The organism is Streptomyces hamibioticus, assembly GCF_047946815.1.
Lineage (GTDB): Bacteria > Actinomycetota > Actinomycetes > Streptomycetales > Streptomycetaceae > Streptomyces.
Genome location: NZ_JBKKQY010000001.1, coordinates 6,653,499 through 6,677,432, shown reverse-complemented (window position 1 = coordinate 6,677,432; position 23,934 = coordinate 6,653,499). Strand labels below are relative to the sequence as shown.

Annotated in this window: 22 protein-coding genes and 1 pseudogene; 17 read left to right on the top strand and 6 right to left on the bottom strand. The window is 74.4% G+C overall.

Annotated elements, in window-relative coordinates:
* Positions 1 to 65: 65 nt before the first annotated feature.
* From ACLGIH_RS30445 to ACLGIH_RS30415, 7 genes are all read left to right on the top strand, one after another.
* Positions 66 to 1,409: an FAD-dependent oxidoreductase gene (locus tag ACLGIH_RS30445; protein WP_416528492.1), complete on the top strand. Its 1,344-nt coding sequence runs from the start codon at positions 66 to 68 to the stop codon at positions 1,407 to 1,409.
* Between the two features lie 119 nt (positions 1,410 to 1,528).
* On the top strand, positions 1,529 to 2,482 hold the full coding sequence (locus ACLGIH_RS30440) for an IS481 family transposase (protein WP_416528491.1): 954 nt from the start codon (positions 1,529 to 1,531) through the stop codon (positions 2,480 to 2,482).
* A 358-nt stretch (positions 2,483 to 2,840) separates the two neighbouring features.
* The gene (locus ACLGIH_RS30435; protein ID WP_416528490.1) at positions 2,841 to 3,644 is read left to right on the top strand and encodes a pectate lyase; all 804 of its coding nucleotides are present in this window, start codon (positions 2,841 to 2,843) and stop codon (positions 3,642 to 3,644) included.
* Between the two features lie 105 nt (positions 3,645 to 3,749).
* The gene (locus tag ACLGIH_RS30430; protein ID WP_416528489.1) at positions 3,750 to 4,913 is read left to right on the top strand and encodes a WD40/YVTN/BNR-like repeat-containing protein; all 1,164 of its coding nucleotides are present in this window, start codon (positions 3,750 to 3,752) and stop codon (positions 4,911 to 4,913) included.
* A 95-nt stretch (positions 4,914 to 5,008) separates the two neighbouring features.
* Positions 5,009 to 5,686 (top strand): uracil-DNA glycosylase, encoded by a 678-nt coding sequence (locus ACLGIH_RS30425; RefSeq protein WP_416528488.1) that lies wholly within the window; start codon positions 5,009 to 5,011, stop codon positions 5,684 to 5,686.
* Complete coding sequence (locus tag ACLGIH_RS30420; protein WP_416528487.1) at positions 5,683 to 6,663, top strand: N-acetylglucosamine kinase; 981 nt, start codon at positions 5,683 to 5,685, stop codon at positions 6,661 to 6,663. The genes ACLGIH_RS30425 and ACLGIH_RS30420 overlap by 4 nt, the downstream gene beginning before the upstream one ends.
* A gap of 138 nt (positions 6,664 to 6,801) precedes the next feature.
* Positions 6,802 to 7,725: a sirohydrochlorin chelatase gene (locus ACLGIH_RS30415; RefSeq protein ID WP_416528486.1), complete on the top strand. Its 924-nt coding sequence runs from the start codon at positions 6,802 to 6,804 to the stop codon at positions 7,723 to 7,725.
* Positions 7,726 to 7,952: 227 nt separating this feature from the next.
* On the opposite strand, the gene ACLGIH_RS30410 is transcribed toward ACLGIH_RS30415, so the two are convergent.
* On the bottom strand, positions 7,953 to 8,987 hold the full coding sequence (locus ACLGIH_RS30410) for a lactonase family protein (protein WP_416528485.1): 1,035 nt from the start codon (positions 8,985 to 8,987) through the stop codon (positions 7,953 to 7,955).
* 162 nt (positions 8,988 to 9,149) lie between these two features.
* Positions 9,150 to 10,640, bottom strand: coding sequence for an FUSC family protein (locus tag ACLGIH_RS30405; RefSeq protein WP_416528484.1), 1,491 nt, complete (start codon positions 10,638 to 10,640; stop codon positions 9,150 to 9,152).
* A 223-nt stretch (positions 10,641 to 10,863) separates the two neighbouring features.
* Here ACLGIH_RS30405 and ACLGIH_RS30400 point away from each other — a divergent pair, with 223 nt between their 5' ends.
* The 4 genes from ACLGIH_RS30400 (at position 10,864) to ACLGIH_RS30385 (ending at position 15,895) form a co-directional block, all read left to right on the top strand.
* The gene (locus ACLGIH_RS30400) at positions 10,864 to 11,340 is read left to right on the top strand and encodes an Lrp/AsnC family transcriptional regulator (RefSeq protein ID WP_416528483.1); all 477 of its coding nucleotides are present in this window, start codon (positions 10,864 to 10,866) and stop codon (positions 11,338 to 11,340) included.
* 18 nt (positions 11,341 to 11,358) lie between these two features.
* The gene (locus ACLGIH_RS30395) at positions 11,359 to 12,066 is read left to right on the top strand and encodes an HAD family hydrolase (protein WP_416528482.1); all 708 of its coding nucleotides are present in this window, start codon (positions 11,359 to 11,361) and stop codon (positions 12,064 to 12,066) included.
* Between the two features lie 142 nt (positions 12,067 to 12,208).
* The gene (locus ACLGIH_RS30390; RefSeq protein ID WP_416528481.1) at positions 12,209 to 15,043 is read left to right on the top strand and encodes a beta-L-arabinofuranosidase domain-containing protein; all 2,835 of its coding nucleotides are present in this window, start codon (positions 12,209 to 12,211) and stop codon (positions 15,041 to 15,043) included.
* 108 nt (positions 15,044 to 15,151) lie between these two features.
* Positions 15,152 to 15,895, top strand: coding sequence for a DUF4142 domain-containing protein (locus ACLGIH_RS30385; RefSeq protein WP_416528480.1), 744 nt, complete (start codon positions 15,152 to 15,154; stop codon positions 15,893 to 15,895).
* Positions 15,896 to 15,991: 96 nt separating this feature from the next.
* Here ACLGIH_RS30385 and ACLGIH_RS30380 read toward each other — a convergent pair whose 3' ends face one another.
* A complete protein-coding gene (locus tag ACLGIH_RS30380; protein WP_416528479.1) occupies positions 15,992 to 16,765 on the bottom strand; it encodes a LysR family substrate-binding domain-containing protein in 774 nt (257 codons plus the stop codon).
* An 82-nt stretch (positions 16,766 to 16,847) separates the two neighbouring features.
* Here ACLGIH_RS30380 and ACLGIH_RS30375 point away from each other — a divergent pair, with 82 nt between their 5' ends.
* Together ACLGIH_RS30375 and ACLGIH_RS30370 are read left to right on the top strand one after the other, a co-directional pair.
* Complete coding sequence (locus ACLGIH_RS30375) at positions 16,848 to 17,237, top strand: DUF5997 family protein (RefSeq protein ID WP_416528478.1); 390 nt, start codon at positions 16,848 to 16,850, stop codon at positions 17,235 to 17,237.
* Between the two features lie 151 nt (positions 17,238 to 17,388).
* Positions 17,389 to 17,823 carry a DUF2267 domain-containing protein gene (locus tag ACLGIH_RS30370; RefSeq protein ID WP_416528477.1) on the top strand — a complete coding sequence of 145 codons (435 nt, stop codon included), beginning with the start codon at positions 17,389 to 17,391 and terminating at the stop codon, positions 17,821 to 17,823.
* A gap of 122 nt (positions 17,824 to 17,945) precedes the next feature.
* Here ACLGIH_RS30370 and ACLGIH_RS30365 read toward each other — a convergent pair whose 3' ends face one another.
* The 3 genes from ACLGIH_RS30365 to ACLGIH_RS30355 form a co-directional block, all read right to left on the bottom strand.
* The gene (locus ACLGIH_RS30365; RefSeq protein ID WP_416528476.1) at positions 17,946 to 18,449 is read right to left on the bottom strand and encodes a DUF1360 domain-containing protein; all 504 of its coding nucleotides are present in this window, start codon (positions 18,447 to 18,449) and stop codon (positions 17,946 to 17,948) included.
* Complete coding sequence (locus tag ACLGIH_RS30360; protein ID WP_416528475.1) at positions 18,436 to 18,867, bottom strand: DUF2267 domain-containing protein; 432 nt, start codon at positions 18,865 to 18,867, stop codon at positions 18,436 to 18,438. The genes ACLGIH_RS30365 and ACLGIH_RS30360 overlap by 14 nt, the downstream gene beginning before the upstream one ends.
* Before the next feature lie 160 nt (positions 18,868 to 19,027).
* Entirely contained in the window at positions 19,028 to 19,231 is a 204-nt protein-coding gene (locus ACLGIH_RS30355) for a hypothetical protein (RefSeq protein ID WP_416528474.1), read from the bottom strand.
* 186 nt (positions 19,232 to 19,417) lie between these two features.
* Between ACLGIH_RS30355 and ACLGIH_RS30350 the strand changes: the two genes are divergently transcribed.
* From ACLGIH_RS30350 to ACLGIH_RS30335, 4 genes and pseudogenes are all read left to right on the top strand, one after another.
* Positions 19,418 to 20,269, top strand: a complete 852-nt coding sequence (locus tag ACLGIH_RS30350; protein ID WP_416528473.1) for an SDR family NAD(P)-dependent oxidoreductase — start codon at positions 19,418 to 19,420, stop codon at positions 20,267 to 20,269.
* Between the two features lie 22 nt (positions 20,270 to 20,291).
* Positions 20,292 to 21,202: pseudogene (locus ACLGIH_RS30345) on the top strand (DMT family transporter).
* A gap of 154 nt (positions 21,203 to 21,356) precedes the next feature.
* Complete coding sequence (locus ACLGIH_RS30340) at positions 21,357 to 22,145, top strand: polysaccharide deacetylase family protein (RefSeq protein ID WP_416528472.1); 789 nt, start codon at positions 21,357 to 21,359, stop codon at positions 22,143 to 22,145.
* Between the two features lie 9 nt (positions 22,146 to 22,154).
* Positions 22,155 to 23,930 (top strand): glycoside hydrolase family 15 protein, encoded by a 1,776-nt coding sequence (locus ACLGIH_RS30335; RefSeq protein WP_416528471.1) that lies wholly within the window; start codon positions 22,155 to 22,157, stop codon positions 23,928 to 23,930.
* The last annotated feature ends 4 nt before the right edge of the window (positions 23,931 to 23,934 follow it).

Below are 23,934 nucleotides of genomic sequence, written 5' to 3'. Positions count from 1 at the left end.
CGGCACCCTGTCAGCGGACGGGAAGCGGTGCCATGCTGGAAGCATCCGCGGAAGGGAGACCCGCCGTGCTGCGTGTCGCCGTCGTCGGCTCGGGACCGAGCGGGTGCTACACCGCCCAGAGCCTCGTGCAGCAGGACGCCGCGGTCCATGTCGACGTCCTGGACCGGCTGCCCTGCCCGTACGGCCTGGTGCGGTACGGGGTGGCACCGGACCACGAGAAGATCAAGTCGCTGCAGAACACCCTGCGCGCGGTGCTGGAACATGAGCGGGTCCGCTTCCTCGGCGGCGTCCCGGTCGGTGCGGGCGGTGTGCCCGCCGCCCGGTTGCGGGAGCTGTACCACGCGGTCGTGTACTGCGTGGGCGCCGCCACCGACCGGCGGCTGGGCATCCCCGGCGAGGACCTGCCCGGGAGCTGGTCCGCGACCGAGTTCGTGTCCTGGTACAGCGCGCATCCGGACGCCGTCGACGACGGCTTCGTGCACGGCGCGCGCTCGGCGGTGGTCATCGGCGTGGGCAACGTCGCCGTGGACGTGGCGCGGATCCTGGCGCGCGGTCCGGCCGAGCTGAGCCGCACCGACATGCCGCAGGCGGCGCTCACCGCGCTCACCGCGGGCCGGGTGCGGGACATCCACATGGTGGTCCGGCGCGGCCCGTCGCAGGCCCGCTTCACCACCAAGGAGCTGCGCGAGCTGGGCACACTGCCGGACACGGCCGTCTCGGTGGACCCGGCGGAGGCCGCACTGGACCCGGCGTACGCGGATCCTTCGGCACTGCCGGGGGCGCAGCGCAGGAACGTGGAGGTCCTGCGCGGCTGGGCCGCCCCGGCCCCGCCGGACGCGGGCCACCGGATCAGCCTGCGCTTCTTCCTGCGCCCGGTGGAACTGCTGGCCGACGGCGGCCGAGTGGGCGCCGTGCGCTTCGAGCGGACGGCGCCGGACGGCCGCGGCGGGGTGAGCGGCACCGGCCGGTACGAGGAGATCGAGGCCCAGTTGGTGCTGCGGTCGGTCGGGTATCGCGGGGTACCGCAGGAGGGGCTGCCGTTCGACGCCGCGAGCGGCACGGTGCCGCATCTGGCCGGGCGCGTAGTGCGCGAGGGCATCGTCGTGCCCGGCGTGTACGTGGCCGGCTGGATCAAGCGCGGCCCGACGGGTGTCATCGGCACCAACCGCCCGTGCGCGAAGGAGACGGTGGCCTCGCTGCTGGAGGACGCCGCCGTGCTCGTCCGTCAGGACCTGCCCGCCGATCCGCTGACCGCGCTGCGCGCCGAGGGGCTCCGGCCGGTGGAGTGGGAGGGCTGGCGGGCCATCGAGCGGGCCGAGGCCGAGCTGGGTGCCGCCCTGGGGCGCGGCGTGGTGAAGCTGCCCGACTGGGAGTCGCTGCTGACGGCGGCACGGTCGGCGGCCGGCTAGCTGTTCTGTCCGGGGAGGTTGTGGACGGGTGAGCCAGGTCTCGGCTGAGGGATCTTGAACAGGTGAGGGCCTTCCGGTTCGGTGTGGATTGCGACGTCTACACCAACAGAAAGGCCCTCGTGCCCCACCGTAATGCACCCCTGACCGAGACTGGACGGCTGCGTCTGGCCCGCTGCGTGGTCGAGGACGGCTGGACTCTTCGCCGGGCCGCTGAACGCTTCCAGGTCTCGCCCACCATCGCTCAGCGGTGGGCCGACCGCTACCGGGCGTCCGGCGAGGCCGGGATGAGTGATGTGTCCTCCCGCCCGCACACGAGCCCGCGCCGCACCCCGACCCGCACCGAGCGGCGCATCATCAAGGTCCGCGTGCTGCGCCGGTGGGGCCCGGCTCGCATCGCGCACCTGCTGCACCTGGTGCCCTCGACCGTGCATCGGGTCCTGACCCGCTACGGCCTGGCCCGCCTCGCCCATCTGGACCGGGCAACGGGCCGTGTCATACGCCGCTACGAACGCGACAAGCCCGGCGAGCTGGTCCACGTCGACATCAAGAAGCTGGGCAACATCCCCGACGGCGGCGGCCACAAGGTCCTCGGCCGCCAGGCCGGTCGTGCCAAACGGTCCAGCGTCGGCTACAGCTACCTGCACACCGCCGTCGACGACCACTCCCGCCTGGCCTACAGCGAGATACACACCGACGAGAAGAAGGAGACCGCCACCGGCTTCTGGCAGCGGGCCCAGACCTTCTTCGCACAGGCGGGAATCAGCGTCGAGCGGGTCCTGACCGACAACGGCTCCTGCTACCGCTCCCGTGCCTGGCGCGACGCGCTGGCAGCGGCCGGGATCACCCACAAGCGAACCCGGCCTTACCGGCCCCAGACCAACGGCAAGGTCGAACGCTTCAACCGCACCCTGCTCGACGAGTGGGCCTACGCCCGCCCCTACCAGTCAGAGCAGGAAAGACGTGACGCCTTCCCCAGCTGGCTGCACACCTACAATCACCACCGCGGACACACCGCGCTCAAGGGCCAGCCACCCGCCAGCCGCGTCCCCAACCTCACAGGGCAATACAGCTAGCCCGCGGCCGCCTCCGGCGCTCCGCCGGGGCGCTCGCGCGGTGCGGCACCAAGTCTCTTGACGGATGGCTGAATAACGGCTGTCCGGAGCGTTGACCAGAAAGCGCTTTCCCTCTACGTTCCGTTCAGCACCGTGACCCGCTGCCGCACCCCGCACGCGGCAGGAACCCCAGAGGTCGACGTGTCCTGGGCCGCCCGCGCACGCACGGGAGTGCACCGGCCCAGATTCACGCACGATGGTCATATGCATGACCGTCCGACATCGGCCCCCTCTCCACTCCCATCCACTCCCATCCACTCCCATCCACTCCCCTCACCCCCCATTCCATCCGATCCCCCACAACGGAAAGAAGCGGAACATGGCGTCTGCAACACGACCGCGCACCCGGGGTCGCGCACCGATCGCCGCGCTGGCCGCACTGGGCCTCTCGCTTGGCATGGTCATGACTGTCGAGACGGGTCCGGCACACGCCGCCACCTGGCCGGCACCCAACGGCAGCCAGGGCGTCTCCTCCACCATCCCCGTCTCCGGCACCAAGGACTACGGGATGAAGCGCCTGTACGGCACCGGCGCCCTGGGCTCCGGCGGCCAGGACGAGGACCAGGGACCGATCCTGGAGCTGGCCCCCGGCGCCGTGCTGAAGAACGTCATCATCGGCGCCCCGGCGGCCGACGGCATCCACTGCAAGGGCAGTTGCACGCTGCAGAACGTCTGGTGGGAGGACGTCGGCGAAGACGCGGCCACCTTCCGCGGCTCCTCGTCGTCGAACGTCTACACGGTCACCGGCGGTGGGGCCAAGGAGGCCAGTGACAAGGTGTTCCAGTTCAACGGCGCCGGGACGCTGAACGTCTCCGGGTTCGCCGTACGGAACTTCGGCACCTTCGTCCGCTCCTGCGGCAACTGCTCCACGCAGTACAAGCGGACGATCAACCTCAGCAATGTCGAGGTGACCTGGAAGGGCGGGCGGATCGCCGGCATCAACACCAACTACGGCGACAGCGCCACCCTGCGGAACATCACGATCGTCGGGGACTCCGGCCGGAAGATCGTCCCCTGCCAGAAGTACATCGGCAACGACGACGGCGACGAGCCGGACTCGAACGGCTCCGGCCCGGACGGCACGTACTGCAGGTACGCGGCGTCCGACATCACCTACCGCTAGCCCCCCACGGTGCGAGCGGCCGTGCGCGGCGTCCGGTCCGGGCGCCGCGCACGGCCTCGCCACCGCCGTGACCTGCGTCGATGCGCGGCCCAGAGGTGATTGTCAGTGCCCGGGTGCAGACTGGCCGGTGTCCGAGACAAAGGCGTCGACGAGGACGCCGCGGAGGTGATCGGCATGACCGAGGTACTGCTCGCCGTGGGCACCCGCAAGGGCCTGTTCATCGGGCGCCGGCGGGGTGGCACCTGGGAGTTCGACGAGACCCCCTACTTCAACGCGCAGGCCGTGTACTCGGTCGCCATCGACACCCGCGGCGACACCCCGCGGCTGCTGGCCGGCGGCGACAGCGCGCACTGGGGACCGTCGGTGTTCCACTCCGACGACCTGGGCCGCACCTGGACCGAACCGGCACAGCCGGCCGTCAAGTTCCCCAAGGACACGGGGGCTTCGCTGGAGCGGGTGTGGCAGCTGCACCCGTCCGCCGCGGAGCCGGACGTGGTCTACGCGGGCACCGAACCGGCCGCGCTGTACCGCTCGGCGGACCGCGGCGAGACCTTCGAGCTGATCCGGCCGCTGTGGGAACACCCCACACGGTCGCAGTGGGTGCCGGGCGGCGGCGGTGAGGGCCTGCACACCGTGCTCACCGACGCCCGTGATCCGCGGGCCGTGACCGTCGCCGTCTCGACCGCCGGCGTCTTCCGCACGGCCGACGGCTGCGAGACCTGGGCGCCCTCCAACTCCGGTGTGTCCGCGGTGTTCCTGCCGGACCCGAACCCGGAGTTCGGCCAGTGCGTGCACAAGGTCGCCCGGGACGCGGTCAACCCCGACCGGCTCTATCTGCAGAACCACTGGGGCGTGTACCGCAGCGACGACGCCGGAGCGCACTGGACGGACATCGGCGAGGGCCTGCCGTCCACGTTCGGCTTCGCGGCGGCGGCCCACCCGCACCGGGGCGACACGGCCTACCTCTTCCCGATCAACGCCGACGCGGACCGGGTGCCGGCCGACCGGCGCTGCCGCGTCTTCCGCACGGCGGACGCGGGCAAGAGCTGGGAGCCGCTGTCGGCGGGCCTGCCCCAGGAGGACCACTACGGCACGGTGCTGCGCGACGCGCTGTGCACCGACGACATCGACGACGGGGAGCGGGCGGGCGTCTACTTCGGCAACCGCAACGGCGAGGTGTTCGCGTCGGCCGACGACGGCGACAGCTGGCGGCAGTTGGCCTCCCACCTGCCGGACGTGCTGTGCGTGCGGGCCGCGGTCGTCGGATGACGCGCCGTCGGACGGGCACCTAGCCGCGACCCGGTCCCGTCGGGCCCCGGCCACCGGTTGATCGCCCTCGCCCGTACGGCAGTAGGGTGACGGCCGTGGCACCACGACCCTTGCATGAAATCGTCGAAGCGGGCTGGGCGAAGGCCCTGGAACCCGTCGCCGGGCGGATCACCGCCATGGGTGAGTTCCTGCGCGCGGAGATCGCCGCCGGCCGCACCTACCTCCCGTCCGGACCGAACGTCCTCAGGGCCTTCCAGCAGCCCTTCGACGAGGTGCGGGTCCTGATCGTCGGGCAGGACCCGTACCCGACGCCGGGGCACGCGGTGGGGCTGTCGTTCTCGGTCGCGCCCGAGGTGCGTCCGCTGCCCGGCAGCCTCGTCAACATCTTCCGGGAGCTGAACACCGACCTCGGTCTCCCCCAGCCGTCCAACGGGGACCTGACGCCGTGGACGCGGCAGGGCGTGCTGCTGCTCAACAGGGCGCTCACCACGGCCCCGCGCAAGCCCGGGGCCCACCGCGGCAAGGGCTGGGAGGAGGTCACCGAGCAGGCGATCCGCGCCCTGGCCGGACGCGGCAAGCCGCTGGTGTCCATCCTGTGGGGCCGCGACGCCCGCAACCTCCGCCCGCTGCTCGGCAGGCTGCCCGCCGTGGAGTCCGCCCACCCCTCGCCGATGTCGGCCGACCGCGGCTTCTTCGGCTCCCGCCCGTTCAGCAGGGCCAACGACCTGCTGATGCAGACGGGGGGCCAGCCGGTGGACTGGCGTCTGCCGTGACGGACGGCTCCCCCGCCTTCCTGGCGGTCGACTCCGGCGGCTCCGGGCTCCGCGTCGTCGTCGGTACGGCACAGCGCGGTGCGCTGGGGCGGCGGACCTCGCGGGAGCCGGTGCGCACCGGCGCGGCGGGCATCGACGCCGGGCATCTGCTGGAGCAACTGCTGCCCATGGCGCGGGCGGCGGCCGCGCAGGCCGGGGTGGCGGGAATCGGCACCGTCGTCGTCGGGGCGGCCGGGCTCGCGACACTGGGGGACTCCCTGCGCACCGAACTGCCCGGCGCCCTGGAGCGGGAGCTGGGCGCGCGGACGGTGGCGCTCGCCGCCGACGCCGTCACCGCCTATGTCGGTGCGCTGGGCCCGCGGCCGGGCGCCGTGGTCGCCGCCGGGACGGGCCTGATCGCGATCGGCACCGACCTGGCCCGGTGGCGCCGGGCGGACGGCTGGGGCCATCTGCTGGGCGACTGCGGCGGCGGTGCCTGGATCGGGCGGGCCGGCCTGGAGGCGGCGCTGCGCGCCCATGACGGGCGCGACGGCGGGTCCGCGGGGCTGCTGGCCCGCGCCGAGGAGCGGTTCGGGCCGGTGGCGGGGCTGCCGGGCCGGCTGTATCCGCGGTCGGACCGGCCCGCGGTGCTCGCCTCCTTCGCCCCCGAGGTGGCCGCCGGTGCGGATGACGATCCGGTGGCCGCGGGCATCCTGCGCACCGCCGCCCGGCACATGGCCGACTCGGCCGCCGCGGTGTGCCCGGCCGGCGGCGAGCCCCTGGTCGCCGTCACCGGCGGGCTGCTGAAGATGGGCGCCCCCCTTGTCGTACCGCTGGAGGAGGAGCTGGCGAAGCGGCTGCCGCACGCGCGGACGGTGCCGGCCGCGGGCGATCCGCTGGACGGCTCGGTGCGCATCGCGGTGGACCTGGCGACCGGCTCGTTCACCCTTCCGGGGGACGCGAGGATGCTGAGCGTGACGACCGTCCCGGGTGGCTGACGTCCGCCCCCGGAGGGAGGGGAATCGTGCCGATGTCGTCCGATCCGTACATCACTCTTCCGACAAAACCGGACGGATACCGCTCACCTGCACCCTCCCCGAACAGCAGAGCCCGCCGAGCCAGTAACATGCGGCGCCATGAGTTCCCCCACTGGGCCCGCGTCCGGCCTGCCAGTACGAATGCCGCGCCCCCGCCAGCCCGGACGGCACCGCCGTCCCGAACCCCTGGTGGCTCCCGAGGGCGCGCCCGCGCTCGTCCTCGCGGTGCCGGGCACGCCCAGTAGCGCCACGCGGGGGCTCGCCGAGGAGGTCGTGAGCATCGCGCGCTCCGAGCTGCCCGGCCTCGACGCCCGGATCGGGTACCTCGACGGGGACGAAGGGGAGTTCCCGTCGCTGCAGTCCGTGCTGGTGCGCGCCGCCGAGGAGCGCACCGCCCGCTACGAGCAGGCGCTCGCCGCCGGTGTCGAGGCCCAGGAGCCCGACGGCCCCGTCGCGGTGGTCGTGCCGCTGGTCGCCGGACCGGACAGCGCGCTGCTGCGTCAGGTGCGTCAGGCCGTGATGGACAGCCGGGTGGCGGCCGAGCTGACCGATGTGCTGGGCCCGCACCCGCTGCTGGCCGAGGCGCTGCACGTGCGGCTGTCCGAGGCCGGTCTGGCCCGCGCCGACCGGGCGCGGTTGTTCACCGTGGCGACCGCGGCCGACGGCATCATCCTGGCCTCCGTGGGCGGCGAGGAGGCCGTGCAGGCGGCCGGGATCACCGGCATGCTGCTCGCCGCGCGGCTGGCCGTGCCGGTGATGGCGGCGGCCCTGGACCAGGAGGGCTCGATCGCCTCCGTGGCCGAGCAACTGCGGTCCTCCGGCTCGCAGCAGCTGGCGCTGGCGCCGTACCTGATCGGTCCGGAGATCGACGCGAGCCTGCTGGAGGAGGCCGCCAAGGAGGCGGGCTGCTCGATGGCGGAGCCGCTCGGTCCCTACCCGGCGATCGGCAAGCTGGCGCTGGCCAAGTACACGACGGCGCTGGGCATCTCCCCGCAGCAGCCGCAGGGCGCGCCGGTCCGCTGACCGAGGTACGCCGCTCGTCCCGTACGACCAAGAGGGCCCGCTCCGGACAGGGAGCGGGCCTTCGTCGTACCGGGGCGGTCGTAGCCGGGACGGTCCGTCCTCGGTGGCGGTCGTGGCCCGGAGGCGGTCCGTCCTCGGTGGCGGTCGTACTCGGTGCCGGTCGTAGCCGGAGGCGGTCCGTACCGGGAGGCAGTCGTCACGGTCCGGTCCGCCGGGGCCGGTCCGGGTCAGCCGAAGACCACGCAGGAGGCCGCCGGGACGTCGATCGCGCCGGCGCGGCGCGGCAGGCCGGTTCGGGCGTCGACCGCGAACCAGGTCACGTCCCCGGAGCGCTCGTTCGCCACGTAGAGGAAGCCGTGCGACTCGGCGAGCGCCCGCGGCCAGTGGCCGCCGCAGGGCACCGTGCCGGTGAGGCGCAGCCCCTCCCCCTCGACGGCGAACACCGACAGCACGTCCTCGCCGCGCGTCGCGGTCCACACGAAGCGCCCGTCGGGCGAGGCGACGATGCCGGACGGGTAGGCGTCGCCGGCCGGGGCGTCCGGCAGCACCGGGGTCTCGGTGAGCGGCTTGAGCACTCCGTCGGCCGGGTCCCAGCGGCAGACGGTGACGGTCGGCGCGAGTTCGTTGGCCACGTACGCCAGGCGGCCGCTCGGGTGGAAGGCCAGGTGCCGGGGGCCTGAGCCGGGGCGCAGGGCGACCTCCCGGTGCACGGTGAGGACGCCGTCCGTCAGCTCGGAGACCCGCACCGAGTCCGTGCCGAGGTCGACGTCGACCGCCCACCGCCCGCTCGGGTCGGGCTGCACCTGGTGGGCGTGCGGCCCCTGCTGCCGCGCCGGGTGGGGGCCGGAGCCGGTGTGCACGAGCACGCCCGAGGGCGTCTCGGCGAGGCTGCCGTCGGGCCGCACCGGTACGGCCGTGACGCTGCCGGAGCCGTAGTTGGCGGTCAGGACGTGCCCGTCGAACAGGCAGAGGTGCGTGGGCCCGCTGCCGTCCACGGGCACCGGCGGCCCGGCGGGCTCGGCTTTGTCGCCGGTCACGTGGAAGGCGGCCACCGCCCCGTCCTCGCTCTCGCTGACGGCGTAGAGCAGGTCAGCGCCGGGCGCCAGGGCCAGGTACGACGGGTCGGGGACGCCGTCCGTGCTGCTCAGCACGGTCAGCGCACCGCTGTCCGGGGCGACGGCCGCGGTCACGATCCCGGGGCCGCCGGCCGCCGTGAACGACCCGATGAACGCCCGACGCCGCCGCCTGCCGACCTCTGCCACCGCTGTCCCCTCTCGTCCCGTGCCGCCCGTGCTGCTGGTGCTGCCGGTGCGGCCCGTACCGTGCGGGCCGTCCCCGCCGTCCGTCTCCGTGGTGACGGTAGCAGTCGATCACGCGCGGTCTAGACCAAATGGAGGGTCGGGGCGTCGGTCCGTCGGGGCGGCTCAGGCACCGACCAGGGGCGACCGGGACGGGCTGCGCAGCGGCGTGGCGAGCTCGGCGAGGGCCCGTTCCAGGCCGTGGAGGTGGGCCAGCGCCGGTTCGGCGGCCTGCGGCCGGTCCGGGTGCGCGGGGACCGCTCCGCCGCCGGTGAGCGCCTCGACGGCGGCCTCGACGCGCCAGCAGGCGGCGGCCAGGCGGGCGTCGTGCGAGGCCTCCGGGTCGGTGGCGACGGCGACCAGGCCCCGGATCTCGCGGGCGCAGTCGTCGAGCAGGGCCAGCACCAGGCGGGCGCGCCGCTTGCGGCCGAGCATCGGGTTCAGCGGGTGCACCAGCGGCGCGACGGACAGCCGCACCCGGCCGAGCAGCTGCTCCAGTTCGGCCACCCGGGGCGCGGGGTCGGCGCCCTCGACGCCGACGAGCCGGGCGGCGGCCTCGGCGGTGCAGGCGTGCACGCAGCGCAGCGCCCGCTGGATCCAGCCGTCGGTGACCGCGTGGGTGGTGACCGGCAGCACCAGGAGCACGGCGAGCACGGCGCCGAGCGCGCCCACGCCGGTCTCGGCGAACCGCAGGGCGAGCAGGCCCGGGGTGAGCACTCCCAGGAGGCCGTAGAGGAGTGCGGCGAGCAGCGTGACGCAGAGCATCATCCAGGAGTACGACACGGCGGCCGTGTAGAAGATGCCGAAGACGCAGGCCGCGGCGAGCAGGGCGCTGGGCACCGCCGCACCGTCCACGGGGACGGCGACGAGCAGCCCGAGGCCGATGCCGACGACCGTGCCGAGGACCCGGCGGAAGCCGCGGACCAGGGTCTCGCCGCGCGAGGTGGTGTTGACGAAGATCCACCAGGTGGCACCGACGGCCCAGTACCAGCGCTGACCGGACACCAGCTGGCCCACGACCAGGGCGAAGCCCGAGCCCGCCGTCGCCTGGATCGCCTGGCGGGTGGTGATGCGGGCGAGGCCGCGGCCGGCGGGCGGCGCGGGCACGGCGGGCGGCGGGAGGCGGCGCTCGTAGCACCACAGGCCGAAGCGCACCGCCGCGGCGGTGGCCACGGACAGCAGGACGGCGGCGGTCAGCTCGGGGAGCTGGTCGGTGGTGGCGTGCAGGAACTGAGCCACGAAGAAGGTCATGAACGCGAACACGCCGAGGCTGTGGCCGCGCGGGCCCCAGCGACGGGCGTACACGCCCGCCCCGACGACGGCGAGGAAGGTGAGGTCGCGGGCGACCGGGTGATCGTGCAGCCCGGCCGCGGCGGCGAGCACGGGCAGCCCGACGACCGGCAGCAGCGCGGTGGTCACCGCCTGGCCGCGGACGGTGGCGTCGGTGACGGTGAACAGGGCGAGCAGCGCGGCGAGCCCGCCGGTGACGGCACCCGGGAGGGAGTGCCCGGCGAGGCCGGTGACGGCGACGGCGAGGCCGATGCCGAGAACGGCCCGGGTGGCGAAGCGCAGGCGCGCCCGTCCCGGGTCCGGAGCCACGAACACCCTCTTCAGCACTGCGTACCGCCCCCCTGGGACTCGATGATCGACGTCGGCATGAAAAAGGCGCCGCGGAGTCCGCAGCGCCATCGACGCCTCCATATCAGCATCCCGACCGCCACTGGCTCAAGTGAGTGCTTCGCCGGTGGGCCATTGGTACAGTGAAGGCCGCCGTGGGACAGCCACGAGCGGACCATCGGTCCATCTCGGGACCAGTCGACGGACGAGGAGGCCGGGCGCCATGGCGGTGGACGAGCTGGACACCCGCATCCTGCGGCTGCTGCTGGAGCAGCCGCGCACCAGTGTGCGCGAGTACGCCCGCATCCTCGGGATCGCGCGCGGCACCGTGCAGGCCCGGCTCGACCGGCTGGAGCGGGACGGCGTGATCACCGGCACGGGCCCCAGCCTCTCCCCCGCGGCACTCGGCCACCCGGTGCTGGCCTTCGTGCACATCGAGGTCACCCAGGGGCATCTGGACGACGTGGGGGACGCGCTCGCCGGGGTGCCCGAGATCGTCGAGGCCTTCTCGATCACCGGCGGCGGCGATCTGCTGACCCGGGTGGTGGCGCGGGACAACGCGCACCTGGAGGATGTGATCCAGAAGCTGATCAGCATGCCCGGCGTGGTCCGCACCCGCACCGAGGTGGCCCTGCGCGAGCGGGTGCCGCAGCGGCTGCTGCCGCTGGTGGAGTCGATCGGGCGCACGGCCGCGAAGTGATCGTTTGACGCTGGACCGATGAGCGCACTCGACGGCGTATCGCTCGACGGCGTATCGGTCGTCTTCGACCTCGACGGAACACTCGTGGACAGCGAGCCCACCTACTGCGAGGCGGGCCGGCAGACCCTCGCCGAGTACGGGATCGACTTCGGCTGGACGGAACACGAGGAGTACATCGGCATCAGCACGCTGGAGACGGTCACCGACTGGAAGCGGCGGTACGGCCTGCCGGTGCCGGTGGAGGAGCTGCTCGCCGCGAAGAACCGCCGGTACCTGGAGCTGGCCGGCGCCGCCACGCGGGTGTACCCGGAGATGCGGGCGTTCGTCGAGCTGCTGGCGGGCGAGGGCGTTCCGCTGGCCGTCGCCTCCGGGTCGTCGCGCGAGGCCATCGCGGCGGTCCTGGCCGGAACGGGGCTGGCCGCGTATCTGCGGACAGCCGTATCGGCGGACGAGGTCGCGCACGGCAAGCCCGCCCCCGACGTGTTCCTGGAGGCGGCCGGCCGGCTCGGGGCGCCCCCGGCCGGCTGTGTGGTGCTGGAGGACGCCGCGCCGGGTGCCGCCGCCGCTCACGCGGCCGGCATGCGGTGCATCGCGGTCCCGTACGTACCCGCGCAGGCCGACGCCCCCGAGTTCGCCACCGCCGACCTGCTGCTCCGCGGCGGCCAGGCGGAGTTCACGGCGCGGACGGCGTACGACTGGCTGGCGCGGCCGGTCCGGACCAACTGACCGTACTCATCAGTACCGTTGACGCGCCTGCGCCTCTTCCTTATCTTCTGGGCGACCTTTCGAACGACGATCGATATATCGAACGCCTCTCGCCGTCGAAGACACACCCCGCGCTTCCCCCCACCGAAGAATCGAGGAGCCCATGGCAGCGCCCCTCTCCCGGCGGACCCTTCTGCTGGCCGCGGCGATCACCGCCGGGACGTCCGGTGCCGCGAACGCATCCGGTATGTCGCACACGACCTCCGGCCGGGGCCCCGCGGCGCGGCCGCCGGCGCCCGGCGGGGCGCCGGCGGCCTGGTCCGTCCGGCCGTTCGGACTGGAGGACGTGGCGCTGGGCCCGGGCGTCTTCGCCGACAAGCGGCGGCTGATGCTGGACCACGCCCGGGGCTACGACGTGCACCGGCTGCTCCAGGTCTTCCGCGCCAACGCCGGGCTGTCCACCCGCGGCGCGGTGGCGCCCGGCGGCTGGGAGGGGCTGGACGGGGAGGCCAACGGCAACCTCCGGGGCCACTACACCGGTCACTTCCTGACCATGCTGTCCCAGGCGTACCGCAGCACCGGGGAGCGGGGGTTCGCCGAGAAGATCGACACCATGGTCGGGGCGCTGACGGAGGTCCGCGCGGCGCTGCGGCGGGACCCGGCCGTGCTGAGCGTGCCGGGCAGGTTCGGCACGGCGGCGGAGCAGGTGCGCGGGTCCTACCAGTACGTCGACCTGCCCGCCACCCTCCTCGACGGTGCCTCGGCGTGCACATTCGCCGCCTGGGTGCGGCCCGGGCACGACACCACCTGGGCTCGGGTGTTCGACTTCGGTGACGACACCACCCGCTATCTGTACCTCGCCGCCCGCAACGCCGACGGCGTGCCGCGCTTCGCCATCACCGACCGCGGGGCCGGCGGCGAGCAGGGCCTGAACGGCACCGCCCCGCTGCCCCTGGACCGGTGGAGCCACCTGGCCGTCACGCTCGCCGACGGCATCGGCACGCTGTACGTCAACGGCGCGGCGGTGGCGCGGAACCCGGCGATGACCCTGACCCCGGCGGCCCTCGGTCCGCTCGCCCACCACTGGCTCGGCCGCTCGCTCTATCCCGCCGACCCGGTCTTCGCGGGCGCCTTCGAGGAGGTGAACATCTGGTCGCGCGCCCTGACCGCCGCCGAGATCGGGGCGCTGCAGGACGCCCGCGCTTCCGGCACGGCGGCCGGGCGCGGCGACCTCGCGTCGTACGCCTTCGACGAGACGAGCGGGGGAAGCTTCGCCGACGCCTCCGGCCGCGGCCTGACCGCCACGCTGCGCCGCACCTGGGGCGGGCCCAGCCATCCCGGATTCCTGGCGGCGTACCCCGAGACGCAGTTCATCGAGCTGGAGTCGATGACGGGCAGCGACTACTCGAGGGTGTGGGCGCCGTACTACACCGCGCACAAGATCCTGCGGGGCCTGCTGGACGCTCACCTGGCCACCGGCGACGACCGCGCGCTCGACCTCGCGTCCGCAATGGCCGACTGGATGCACTCCCGTCTGTCGAGGCTGCCCGCCGCCACGCTCCAGCGCATGTGGGGCATCTTCTCCAGCGGTGAGTTCGGCGGCATCGTGGAGGCGATCTGCGATCTGCACACGCTCACCGGCCGCCCCGAACACCTCGCGCTCGCCCGGCTGTTCGACCTCGACCGGCTCATCGACGCGTGCGCCGCGAACACCGACGTCCTGGACGGGCTGCACGCCAACCAGCACATACCGATCTTCACCGGCCTGGTGCGGCTCTACGACGCGACGGGCGAGGAACGCTACCTCGCCGCGGCGCGGAACTTCTGGGGCATGGTCGTGCCGCACCGCATGTACGCCATCGGCGGCACCAGCACCGGCGAGTTCTGGAGGGCCCGGGACGTGATCGCCGGGACGATCGGCGCGACCACGGCCGAGACCTGCTGCGCCTACAACATGCTCAAGCTGAGCCGGACGCTGTTCTTCCACGAGCAGGACCCGGCGTACATGGACTACTACGAGCGGGCCCTGTACAACCAGGTGCTCGGTTCCAAGCGGGACGCGCCGGACCCGGAGAAGCCGCTCGTCACCTATTTCGTCGGGCTCACGCCCGGTCATGTGCGGGACTACACGCCCAAGCAGGGCACGACGTGCTGCGAGGGCACCGGTCTGGAGAGTGCCACGAAGTACCAGGACTCGGTGTACTTCGCCGAGGCCGACGGCTCCGCGCTCTACGTGAACCTCTACAGTCCGTCGACGCTGACCTGGGCCGATCGGGGTGTCACCGTCACCCAGACCACGGACTACCCGCGGGAGCAGGGCAGCACCCTCACCGTCGACGGCACCGGCGCCGCCTTCGCCCTGCGGCTGCGCGTGCCGTCCTGGGCGACCGCCGGGTTCCGCGTGACCGTCAACGGCCGCGCTGTGCCCGGCACTCCGGTGCCCGGCAGCTACTTCACCGTCTCCCGCAGGTGGCGGCGCGGGGACGTGGTGCGCGTCGCCGTGCCCTTCCGGCTGCGGGTGGAAAAGGCCCTCGACGACCCCGCCCTGCAAGCCCTGTTCCACGGCCCGGTGAACCTCGCCGCGCGCGACGCCGCCACCGGCGACCTGGAGGTGGGCCTGTACCGCAACGCGGGTCTGAGCGGCGACCTGCTGCCCACGTTCACCCCGGTGCCCGGCAAGCCGCTGCACTTCATGCTGGACGGCATCGAGTGGGCGCCGTTCGCGGAGGGGACCGAGGATCCGACGCACGTCTACGTCCGGCGGGCGGAGCCCCGGGTGATCTTCGGCGGCACGGACTCGGGGGTGGCCAACCCGGCCAGGGACGACGGCACCACACTGCTCGACGAGATCTGGGCCGCGGCCCCGTTCCGCGGCAAGGGCGCCCTGGTGACGCACGTGCGGTCCACCGTGGACGCGTGGGTGTCCGCCGGTCTGCTCGGGAGGGCGGAGGGCGACGCGGTGGTGCGGACGGCGCGGAGGGCGTCGTACGCGGCCTGAACGGGTCCGGGAAACGTCGCCCGGGTTTTTTGCCCGCGGCGGTGATCGGTTCGCCCGGCGGATCCGTATGTCCTGGTGTCCGAGCTCGTCTTCGTCCCAGGAGGCCCGATGCGCATCACGCGCACCACGGCAGGAACCGTCTTCGTGAGCGGTGCCCTGGTCCTCACCCTCAGCGCGCTCGCCTACCCCGCCATGCTCGGGATGCAGAACACGGCCAGTGGCAAGGACCGTGTCATCACGAACACCCGGTTCGGGCCGCTCACCGAGGCCGACCGCGACTTCGTGGTGAAGGTCCGGGCCGCCGGGCTGTGGGAGCACCCGCTCGGGCTGATGGCCATCGAACGGGGCACGACGCCGGAGATGAAGGAGGCCGGCGAGCACCTGGTCGTGGGGCACGCCCGGCTCGACGCCACCTGCCGCAGGATCGCGCCGGAGCTGGGCATCACGCTGCCCAATCAGGCGTCCCCGCAGCAGCAGCAGTTCGTGTCGACCGTGGACGGGACCACGGGGCGGCAGTTCGACACCACCGCGGTCAACATCATGCGCATCACGCACGGCCAGATCTTCCCGGCCATCGCGAACATCCGGGCGAACACCAAGAACTCACTGGTGCGTCAGCTCGCCGACCAGGCCAACGACACCGTGCTCGACCACATCACCGTGCTGGAGAAGACCGGCCTGGTCAACTTCGACCAGGTCAACTTCCAGCAGACCGCCCCGCCCGGCCTGCCCGAGGCCCAGCTCACCCCGCCCGCGCCCCGGCCCGGGGAACCGGTGCTCACCCTGACCGAGCCCCCGGGCCTGGAGGTGAACACCACCTCCCCGACGCCGACACCGACGACGGCGGGCTGAGGCGGCCGAGGCGGCAGGTCGAGGCAGGACCGGGCACTGGCCGCTGAGGCGGCGGGCGGGCGCGGGCCGGGCACGGACCGGTGCTACGGGCCGGTACTACGAGCGGCGGCGGGGGCGGCCGCGTCTGCCGCCGCCCTTCGGGGCTCCGGCACCGGATCCGCGCCGGGTACCCCTGGCTGCCGGCCGGGCGCCACCGGACTTCCCGGTGGACTGCTTGCCGGTGGGCTGCTTACCGGTGGGCTGCTGCTGCGGGGCGGGCCCGCGGCCCCGGGTGCTGTTGACGGTCCGGCCGCGGACGATCCCGATGAACTCCTCGACCAGGTCGGTGTGCGCGTCCTCCGGCCAGGACAGCGCCACGCTCGACCGCGGGGCGTCCTCGACCGGCCGGTGCGTCAGGTCCTTGCGGTGGTGCAACCGGGCCAGGGACAGCGGGACGACGAGGACGCCGATGCCCGCCGCCACGAGTTCGACGGCGTCCGCCGTGGTGGCGGGGCGTTCGAGCGCCGGCCGGCCCGGCAGCCGCTCCCAGCCGAGGACGTCGTCGAGGGGGTGCAGCACGATGTCGTCGGCCAGGTCCGCGACGGACACCTCGTCGGCCGCGGTGACCAGGTGGTCCTTGGGGACCACCACGACCGTGGTCTCGGTGTACAGGGGGATCGCGCTGAGGAGGGACCGGTCGGCGGGCAGCCGCACCAGGCCGGCGTCGGCGTCGCGGCCCAGCAGTACGTCGCCCGCCTCGGCCGCGGTGACCTGGGTCAGGGACAGCGGGACGTCCGGCAGCCGCTCGTGCCAGATGCGCACCCACTTGTCGGGCATCACCCCCGGGACGTAGGCGAGCCGGAACGCGGGGGTTTCTTCCGAGCCTGTCACCCGGCCAGGTTACCGGGCGTGGCCGGGGCCCCGGCCATCGGTGTGGTCCTGGCCGGCGCACACGCTCGATACCCTGGACCCCATGACGTCGCACCAGAACGCCCAGACCATGAAGCCCGCGACCGCGGCGAAGAAGCTGGGTGTGTACCTCGAGGCCACCCCCGCCGAGTTCCGGGAGGGTGTCGTCTCACGGGCCGAGCTGAACGCGCTCCAGGCCGACCCGCCCGCGTGGCTGCGGGACCTGCGACGCGACGGTCCGCACCCGCGGCCGGTGGTGGCCGCCAAGCTGGGGGTCTCCATCGCCGGACTGCGCCGCGGCGGGGTCACCGAAGCTCTCACCACGGACCAGATCGAGGCGCTGAAGCGCGAGCGGCCCGAGTGGCTGGAGCGGGAGCGCGCCGTCCAGGCCGAGGTCCGCAAGGAGGCCTCCCGCGTGAAGCAGCTGCACACCGAGCGGGAAGAGCGCGGCTGACCCCGCTCACCCGACATCGCGCACCCGACGTCGCGCACCCGGCCGCGCTCCTTGCCGACGCGCGCCGGGACCGTCCACGGGCGGTGTCACCGCCGCCCGGCGGGAAACCCGTCTCGCGGATGCGGTCGGTCCGGCGAAGGGAGTGAGCCCCATGAAGTACGGCGAACTGGTCCACACCGTCCAGGAGCAGAGCCACTCGGGCGCCCGGGAGGAGGCCGAGCGCTCGGTGTCGGCCGTGCTGAGCACCCTGGTCGAGCGGCTTCCCGAGGGGCTCGCCCACCATCTGGTCGCCCAGCTGCCGCACGAGCTGGCCGGGCTGACCGACGCCGTCGGGAGCGGGCCGGAGGCATCGGACGGGAGCGGGCAGCCGGCGGGCGGCGAGCGTTTCGGGCTCACCGCGTTCGCCGGCCGGGTGGCCTGGCGGGCCGGCATCGGCGAGGAAGAAGCGCTCCGGCGCTCGGCCGCGGTGCCGAACGTCCTGGACTCCTTCGTCTCCCCCGAGGAGATGACCAAGGTCGCGGGGGCGCTGCCGGCGGACATCCGGGAGCTGCTGCCGACCACGCGTGCCATGGAGACCGAGGTCTGAGACCGGGACCGAGGTTCGGGTCCGGGACCGAGGTCCCGGACCGGCGTCGCTCCGGTGTCTCTCCGGCCGGACCGGCCGGAGAGACACCGGAGCGACCGGTGAAGAAGGCGACCGGAGGGGGCTCAGTCCTCCTCGTCCTCCTCGGCCTTCTGCTCGGTCAGGCTCCACGCGTACTGCAACCAGTCCGACACGGTGACGGCGCTCAGCCCCGCGCACAGCAGCCGGGTGGCCCGGGGCGCGGAGGCGTACGAGGCGACGAGGGCGCCCGAGACCCATGCGGAGGTGCAGAACGGACAGGTGACGAGGTCGCCGACGGCACGGCGCAGTCCCGTGCCCCGCGGTGCGTCCATCACCTCACTGGCGTTGCCCTCGCCCTGCCGCCGGGTGAACGGGGCCCTCAGGAAGCTGGTGACCTTGTCCTTGGTCAGCAGCCGGGACGCCTTGAACGTCGCGGTGCCGAGCAGCACCACGTCCCAGGGCGGTACCCTCTCGGGCAGCCGCAGCCCCCGGCGATGCGCCGCCACGGCGAAGAGTCCCGCGCCCGTCGCGAAGACCGCGGTCAGGGCTGCGTAGCCGGCGAGCGGGGTCTCCTCCCCGCTGGCGTAGCGCTGCTCACCCTCGGCCATCGGCACCTCCCTCGCGTCCCGCATCGGACGGCTCCAGTTCGCCCTGCCTGCCGAACAGGTCCGCCCAGTCCGGCGGCAGCTGAGCCAGGAGATGGCCCACCTGGCCCTCGGACACCGTGTCGGTGACCGTGGACAGCACGGCGCACGCGTCCCATTCCGCGGTGCGCGGCCGGGCGCCGGTCTGCTGGGCCACCCTCCGCAGGAACTCCCCGCGGTCGAACACCTCGGGTGTGCCGCGCTCCAGGCGCAGGGCCTCGTCCAGCGGCGGGGGCAGCTGTGCGGCCAGGTCGGTGGCCTCCTCGGGGACGATCCGGGAGGCCAGCGCCCACAGGACCGCCTCGGTGACCTGCTCGGCCTCCTCCTGACTGTGGTACTCCCCGCGGTCGCGCACCCGGGCCAGGAATTCGTCCGCTCTCACGACGCGCCTCCTTCTGACGATCCCCGCCCGGGTGCCCGCGGGGCGGGCGGCGTAACAGGCGAACGGACGCCTCGGCGTCGTGCGTTCCGCGTCCCGGCGAGGCCGAGCACAAGGGCCGCGCTGGGGACGGACAGCAGGCCCCGGGCGCGCAGATGTCCGGTCAGCCGGGCGCCGACGTGGAAGACGGGCACCACGTCCGCGCCGGTGCGCGCGACCGGCTCCAGCAGAGGACGTCGACGACCCGGGCCTCGTCGCCGTGCTCCCGGGCGCGGCGCGTCAGTTCGGCGGCGACCGTGTCGTCTCCGGCGCCCATGCCGGCGCTGCTCACCAGGGTGTGGCGGGCGTCCCGCGGTGCTGCCTGCACGGCTGTCGGGGTCACCCGCCCGGCCTGTTCCGAACCGGCCGCGGACGGCTTCCGCCCTGTCCGGTCCGACGGCTTACGCCATGTGCACCACCACCCGCCATAACGGGTCACACCCGATCGTTTCGGGCGTTAGGCTCCGGGATACTCCCTCACCGCCCGTCCCGCTCGCAGCCGAGGTGGTCCGACATGGTCCCTGCCTTCTCCCGCACCGGGCCGACCCCCGGTCCGCCGGTCGCCGCGCCCGACGCCGACTCCGCGAAGGCCGGGCACCGGGCCGGTGAGGCGGCTCCCCGGACCGGCACCGCGCTGGTGACCGGCGCGTCCTCCGGGATCGGTGCCGCCGTGGCCCGCCGGCTGGCGGCCGACGGGACCTGGAAGATGGTGCTCAGCGGACGCGACCCGGCCCGGCTGCGCGATGTCGCCGAGGAGACGCGGGCCACCGCCTTCGCCGCCGACCTCTCCCTGCCCGGCGCCGGCCGGCAGCTCGCCGACTTCACGCTGGCCACCCTCGGCCCGGTGGACCTGCTGGTGGCCGGCGCCGGGATCGGCTGGGCCGGGGAGTTCCGGGAGATGCCCCCGCACGCCATCGACGAGGTGATCGGCACCGACGTGGTGGCCACCCTGCGGTTGGTGCGGCTGGTGCTGCCGGGCATGGTGGCTGCCGGATCGGGTCGCGTCGTGCTCGTCGGGTCGCTGGCGGGCAGCGTGGGCGTGCGCGGCGAGGCCGTCTACTCCGCCGCCAAGGCGGCGCTCGGCGTCTTCGCCGACGCCCTGCGCTACGAGCTGCGCGGCACCGGTGTGGGCGTCAGCCATGTCGTGCCCGCCGTCGTCGACACGCCGTTCTTCGAGCGCCGGGGTGCGCCCTACCGGCGTTCCCGGCCCCGTCCGATGCCGCCGGAACGCGTGGCCGACGCCATCCGGGACGCGGCCGTGCGGGGCCGGGACGAGGTGTACGTGCCCGGCTGGCTGCGCCTGCCGTGCCGGGTCCGCGGCGCGGCCCCGGGGTTCTTCCGGGCGATGGCCGCCCGGTTCGGATGAGCGGGAGGGGCGGTGGGCGCCGGTGAACCCGCTCAGCGTCGTCCTGGCCCTGCTCGCGGCGGTGTCCAACGCCGGTGCCTCGGTCCTGCAGCGCCGGGCGGCGGCCCGGGACATCGGCGACGGTTCCGGCCGCCCGCTGCGCTGGCTGCTGCCCCTGCTGCGCGACCCGTACTGGGTGGGCGGCGCGGCACTGCTCGCCCTGACCACCGTCTTGCAGGGCGCGGCGCTGGCGGTGGGCAGTCTCGCGCTGGTCCAGCCGCTGATGGCCAGTGAGCTGCTGTTCACCCTGATGATCGGCAGCGTGGTCTTCCACCGGCGGCCGGACCGGCGGACCTGGCTGGCGTTCGCGTCCCTGGCGGCGGGGCTGGCGCTGTTCCTGGGCGCCGCGGCCCCGTCGTCCGGCCGGGACACCGCGTCGCCCGGCGGCTGGTGGGTGGCGGGGCTGGTGCTGCTGGGTGTGGTGACCGCGCTGGCCGCAGGGGGCCGGCTGGTACGGGGGGCGCCGCGTGCCGCACTGTTCGGATCGGCGTCCGCGGTGTCGTTCGTGGGCACGGCGGCGCTGCTCAAGGAGGTCACCGGCCGGCTTCCGCAGGGCGTGGGTTCGGTGCTGACGCAGTGGCCGCCGTACGCGACCCTGGTCGTCGGCGTGACCGCCTTCCTGCTGCTGCAGAGCGCGTTGCGGGCCGGGACCCTGGCGGCGTCGCAACCGGCGCTCACCCTCGGTGACGCGTTGACCAGTGTCGCGCTGGGCTGGGCGCTGTTCGGCGAGGAGATCGCGCTCGGGGTGCGGGTGCTGCCGGAGGTGATCGGTGTGGCGCTGATCGGCCTGGGCAGCCTGGGTCTGTCCGGGCCCCGTCGGTGCACGGCGCGTGGGACACCGCGGCGGTGCGCGGCAGTCCCGGGGGCCGCAGCCGCCAACGGCAGCAGACGTAGCGGACGGGCAGACGAACACACAAGCAGTGAACAAAGAAGCAGACACGAGCAGATGAGCGAACGAGCGGACGAGCGGACGAGCGGATGCGGACGGGCATGGCCGCGGGCGTGTACGCCACGCCCGCCACGGCATACGGCGGAGGATGCGCACCTCATGCGTGAGCGGTCCCGCGCCGGGCGGCGCGCGGTGTGGGCGGGCGTGCCGGTCGCCGTCGCGCCGGCGCACGCCGGTCCGGCCGCGACCTGGCTGCCCGGCGTGCGCCGCCGCTGGTTCCCGGAGCTGTCCGGGCACGGCCGGTCCGACCGCGTCGCCCTCACCGACGACGGCCCCGACCCGGCGTCCACCCCGCGGTTCCTCGACGCGCTGGACGGGCTGGGTGTGCGGGCGACGTTCTCCGTGCTGGGCGAGAGCGTCGTCCGGCACCCGGAGGTGGCCCGGGAGGCGGTGCGGCGGGGGCACGAGCCGGCCGTGCACGGCCGGCGGCACGACCGGCCCTGGCTGCCGTCGCCGGCCGGTGACGTCCGCGAGCTGCTCCGCGCGGTCCGCACGGTGGCGGACGCCACGGGCCGCGGACCACGCTGGTACCGCCCGCCCTACGGCAGCCTCACCGCCGGGCGCTGGGCCGCCGCCCGCCGGGCCGGGCCGCGTCCGGTGCTCTGGACGGCGTGGGGCGAGGACTGGACGCCGACGGCCACACCCGCCTCCGTGCGGGCGCGGGTCGCGGCCGGCCTGCGCGGCGGCGGCACGATCCTGCTGCACGACACCGGCCACGCCGCCACGCCGGGCTGCCGGCGGGCCGCTCTCGGCGCCCTCCCGGACCTCGTGGGCGGCTGCCGGGCGGCGGGACTGCCGGTGGGCCCGCTCGCCGGGCACGGTGTCGGCCGCCGGCCGGCCCGGCCACCCTCAGGGCCCCGTCCGTTTCCGTCCGGGGCGCCGGGATAGGTGTGGACCATGCGTCACGGAGCCGACCAGTCCCCTTCCCCGCCGACACCCGCCTGCCCGCCCTGGGTGCTGCGCGAGTACGCGGTGCTCGCCGACGGCGAGCGGGGCGCGGTGGTGGACCCCGAGGGCCGCATCGTCTGGCTGTGCGCGCCGCGCTGGCACAGCGACGCCGTGTTCTCCGCGCTCATCGGCGGCGCCGGGCACTTCACGGTCGAGCCGGTGGACCCCTGGCACGTCTGGGGCGGCTCCTACGAGGAGGGCACCCTGATCCGGGCGAGCCGGTGGGTGACGGCCGACGCGGTGATCGAGTGCCGTGAGGCGCTGGCGCTGCCCTCGCGACCGGACCGGCTGGTGCTGCTGCGCCGGATGCGCGTCCGGCGGGGCACCGCGCGGCTGCGCATGGACCTCGACCCACGGCCCGGTTTCGGGCGCGGCCGGATGCCCGGCCCCCGGCTCACGGACGGTGTGTGGACGGCCGAGGGAGGGGGACTGCGGCTGCGGCTGGCCGGAGCGGCCGAGGCACGCTGGCGGCCGGGCGCCGGTGCGCGCGGGGAGCTCCTGCTCCGGGAGGGTGAGACCCACGACCTGGTCCTGGAACTGGCCGAGCGCCGGGAGACGGAGCCCCTGGACGCGGACGCGCTGTGGCGGTCGACCGAGCGGGAGTGGCCGCGTGCCGTCCCGGACTGCTCGCGGCTGGCGGCGCCGCGCGACGCCCGCCACGCGTACGCCGTGCTGCGCGGACTGACCAGCGCCTCCGGCGGCATGGTCGCCGCGGCCACGACGTCCCTGCCGGAGCGGGCGAACAGCGGACGCAACTACGACTACCGCTATGCGTGGCTGCGCGACCAGTGCTACGCCGGTCTCGCCGTCGCCGCGCACGGTCCCCACCAACTGCTCGACGAGGCCGTGCGGTTCGTCGCCGACCGCGTCCTCGCGGACGGCGACGCGGTGCACCCCGCCTACACGGTCGACGGACGTCCGGTCGGCGCGGAACGCTCCGTACGGCTGCCGGGCTACCCCGGCGGCAGCGACCTGATCGGCAACCGGGCCGCCGAGCAGTTCCAGCTGGACACGTTCGGCGAGGTGCTCCAGCTGTTCGCGGCGGCGGCCGGGCACGACCGGCTGACCGCCGACGCCGAGCGCGCCGCCGCCGTGGCCGTGGACGCCGTGGAGCGCAACTGGCTGCGGCCGGACGCCGGGCTGTGGGAGCTGGAGCAGCGCTGGTGGACCCACTCCCGGCTGAGCGTGGTGGCCGGCCTGCGCCGGATGGCCGGCGTGCTGCCCGGCAGGGCGGGGCGCCGCTGCGCGGACCTGGCCGACGCCGTGTACCGGGAGACGCGGCGCCGGTGCCTGACCGCCGAGGGGCACTGGCGCCGGGCCGCCGACGACGACGGAGCCGAGGCCGCGCTGCTGGTGCCGTTGGCCCGGGGCGGGCTGCCGGACGACGAGGGTGGTGCCGCGACCCGGGCGTTCATCGCGTCGAGGCTGGCCGAGGACGGGTACCTGTACCGCTTCGAGCATCCGGGACAGCGGCTCGGCGAGGCCGAGGGCGCCTTCCTGCTGTGCGGCTTCTTCATGGCGCTCGCCACCCGCCGGCTGGGCGACCGCGCCGGCGCGTTCCGCTGGTTCGAGCGCACCCGCGCGGCCTGCGGGCCGTCCGGGCTGTTCGCGGAGGAGTACGACGTCCTCCAGCGACAGCTGCGCGGCAATCTCCCGCAGGCCTTCGTGCACGCGCTGCTGCTGGAGTGCGCCGTGCGCCTCGACGGCGCGCCGGAGCTGCCCTGACGGC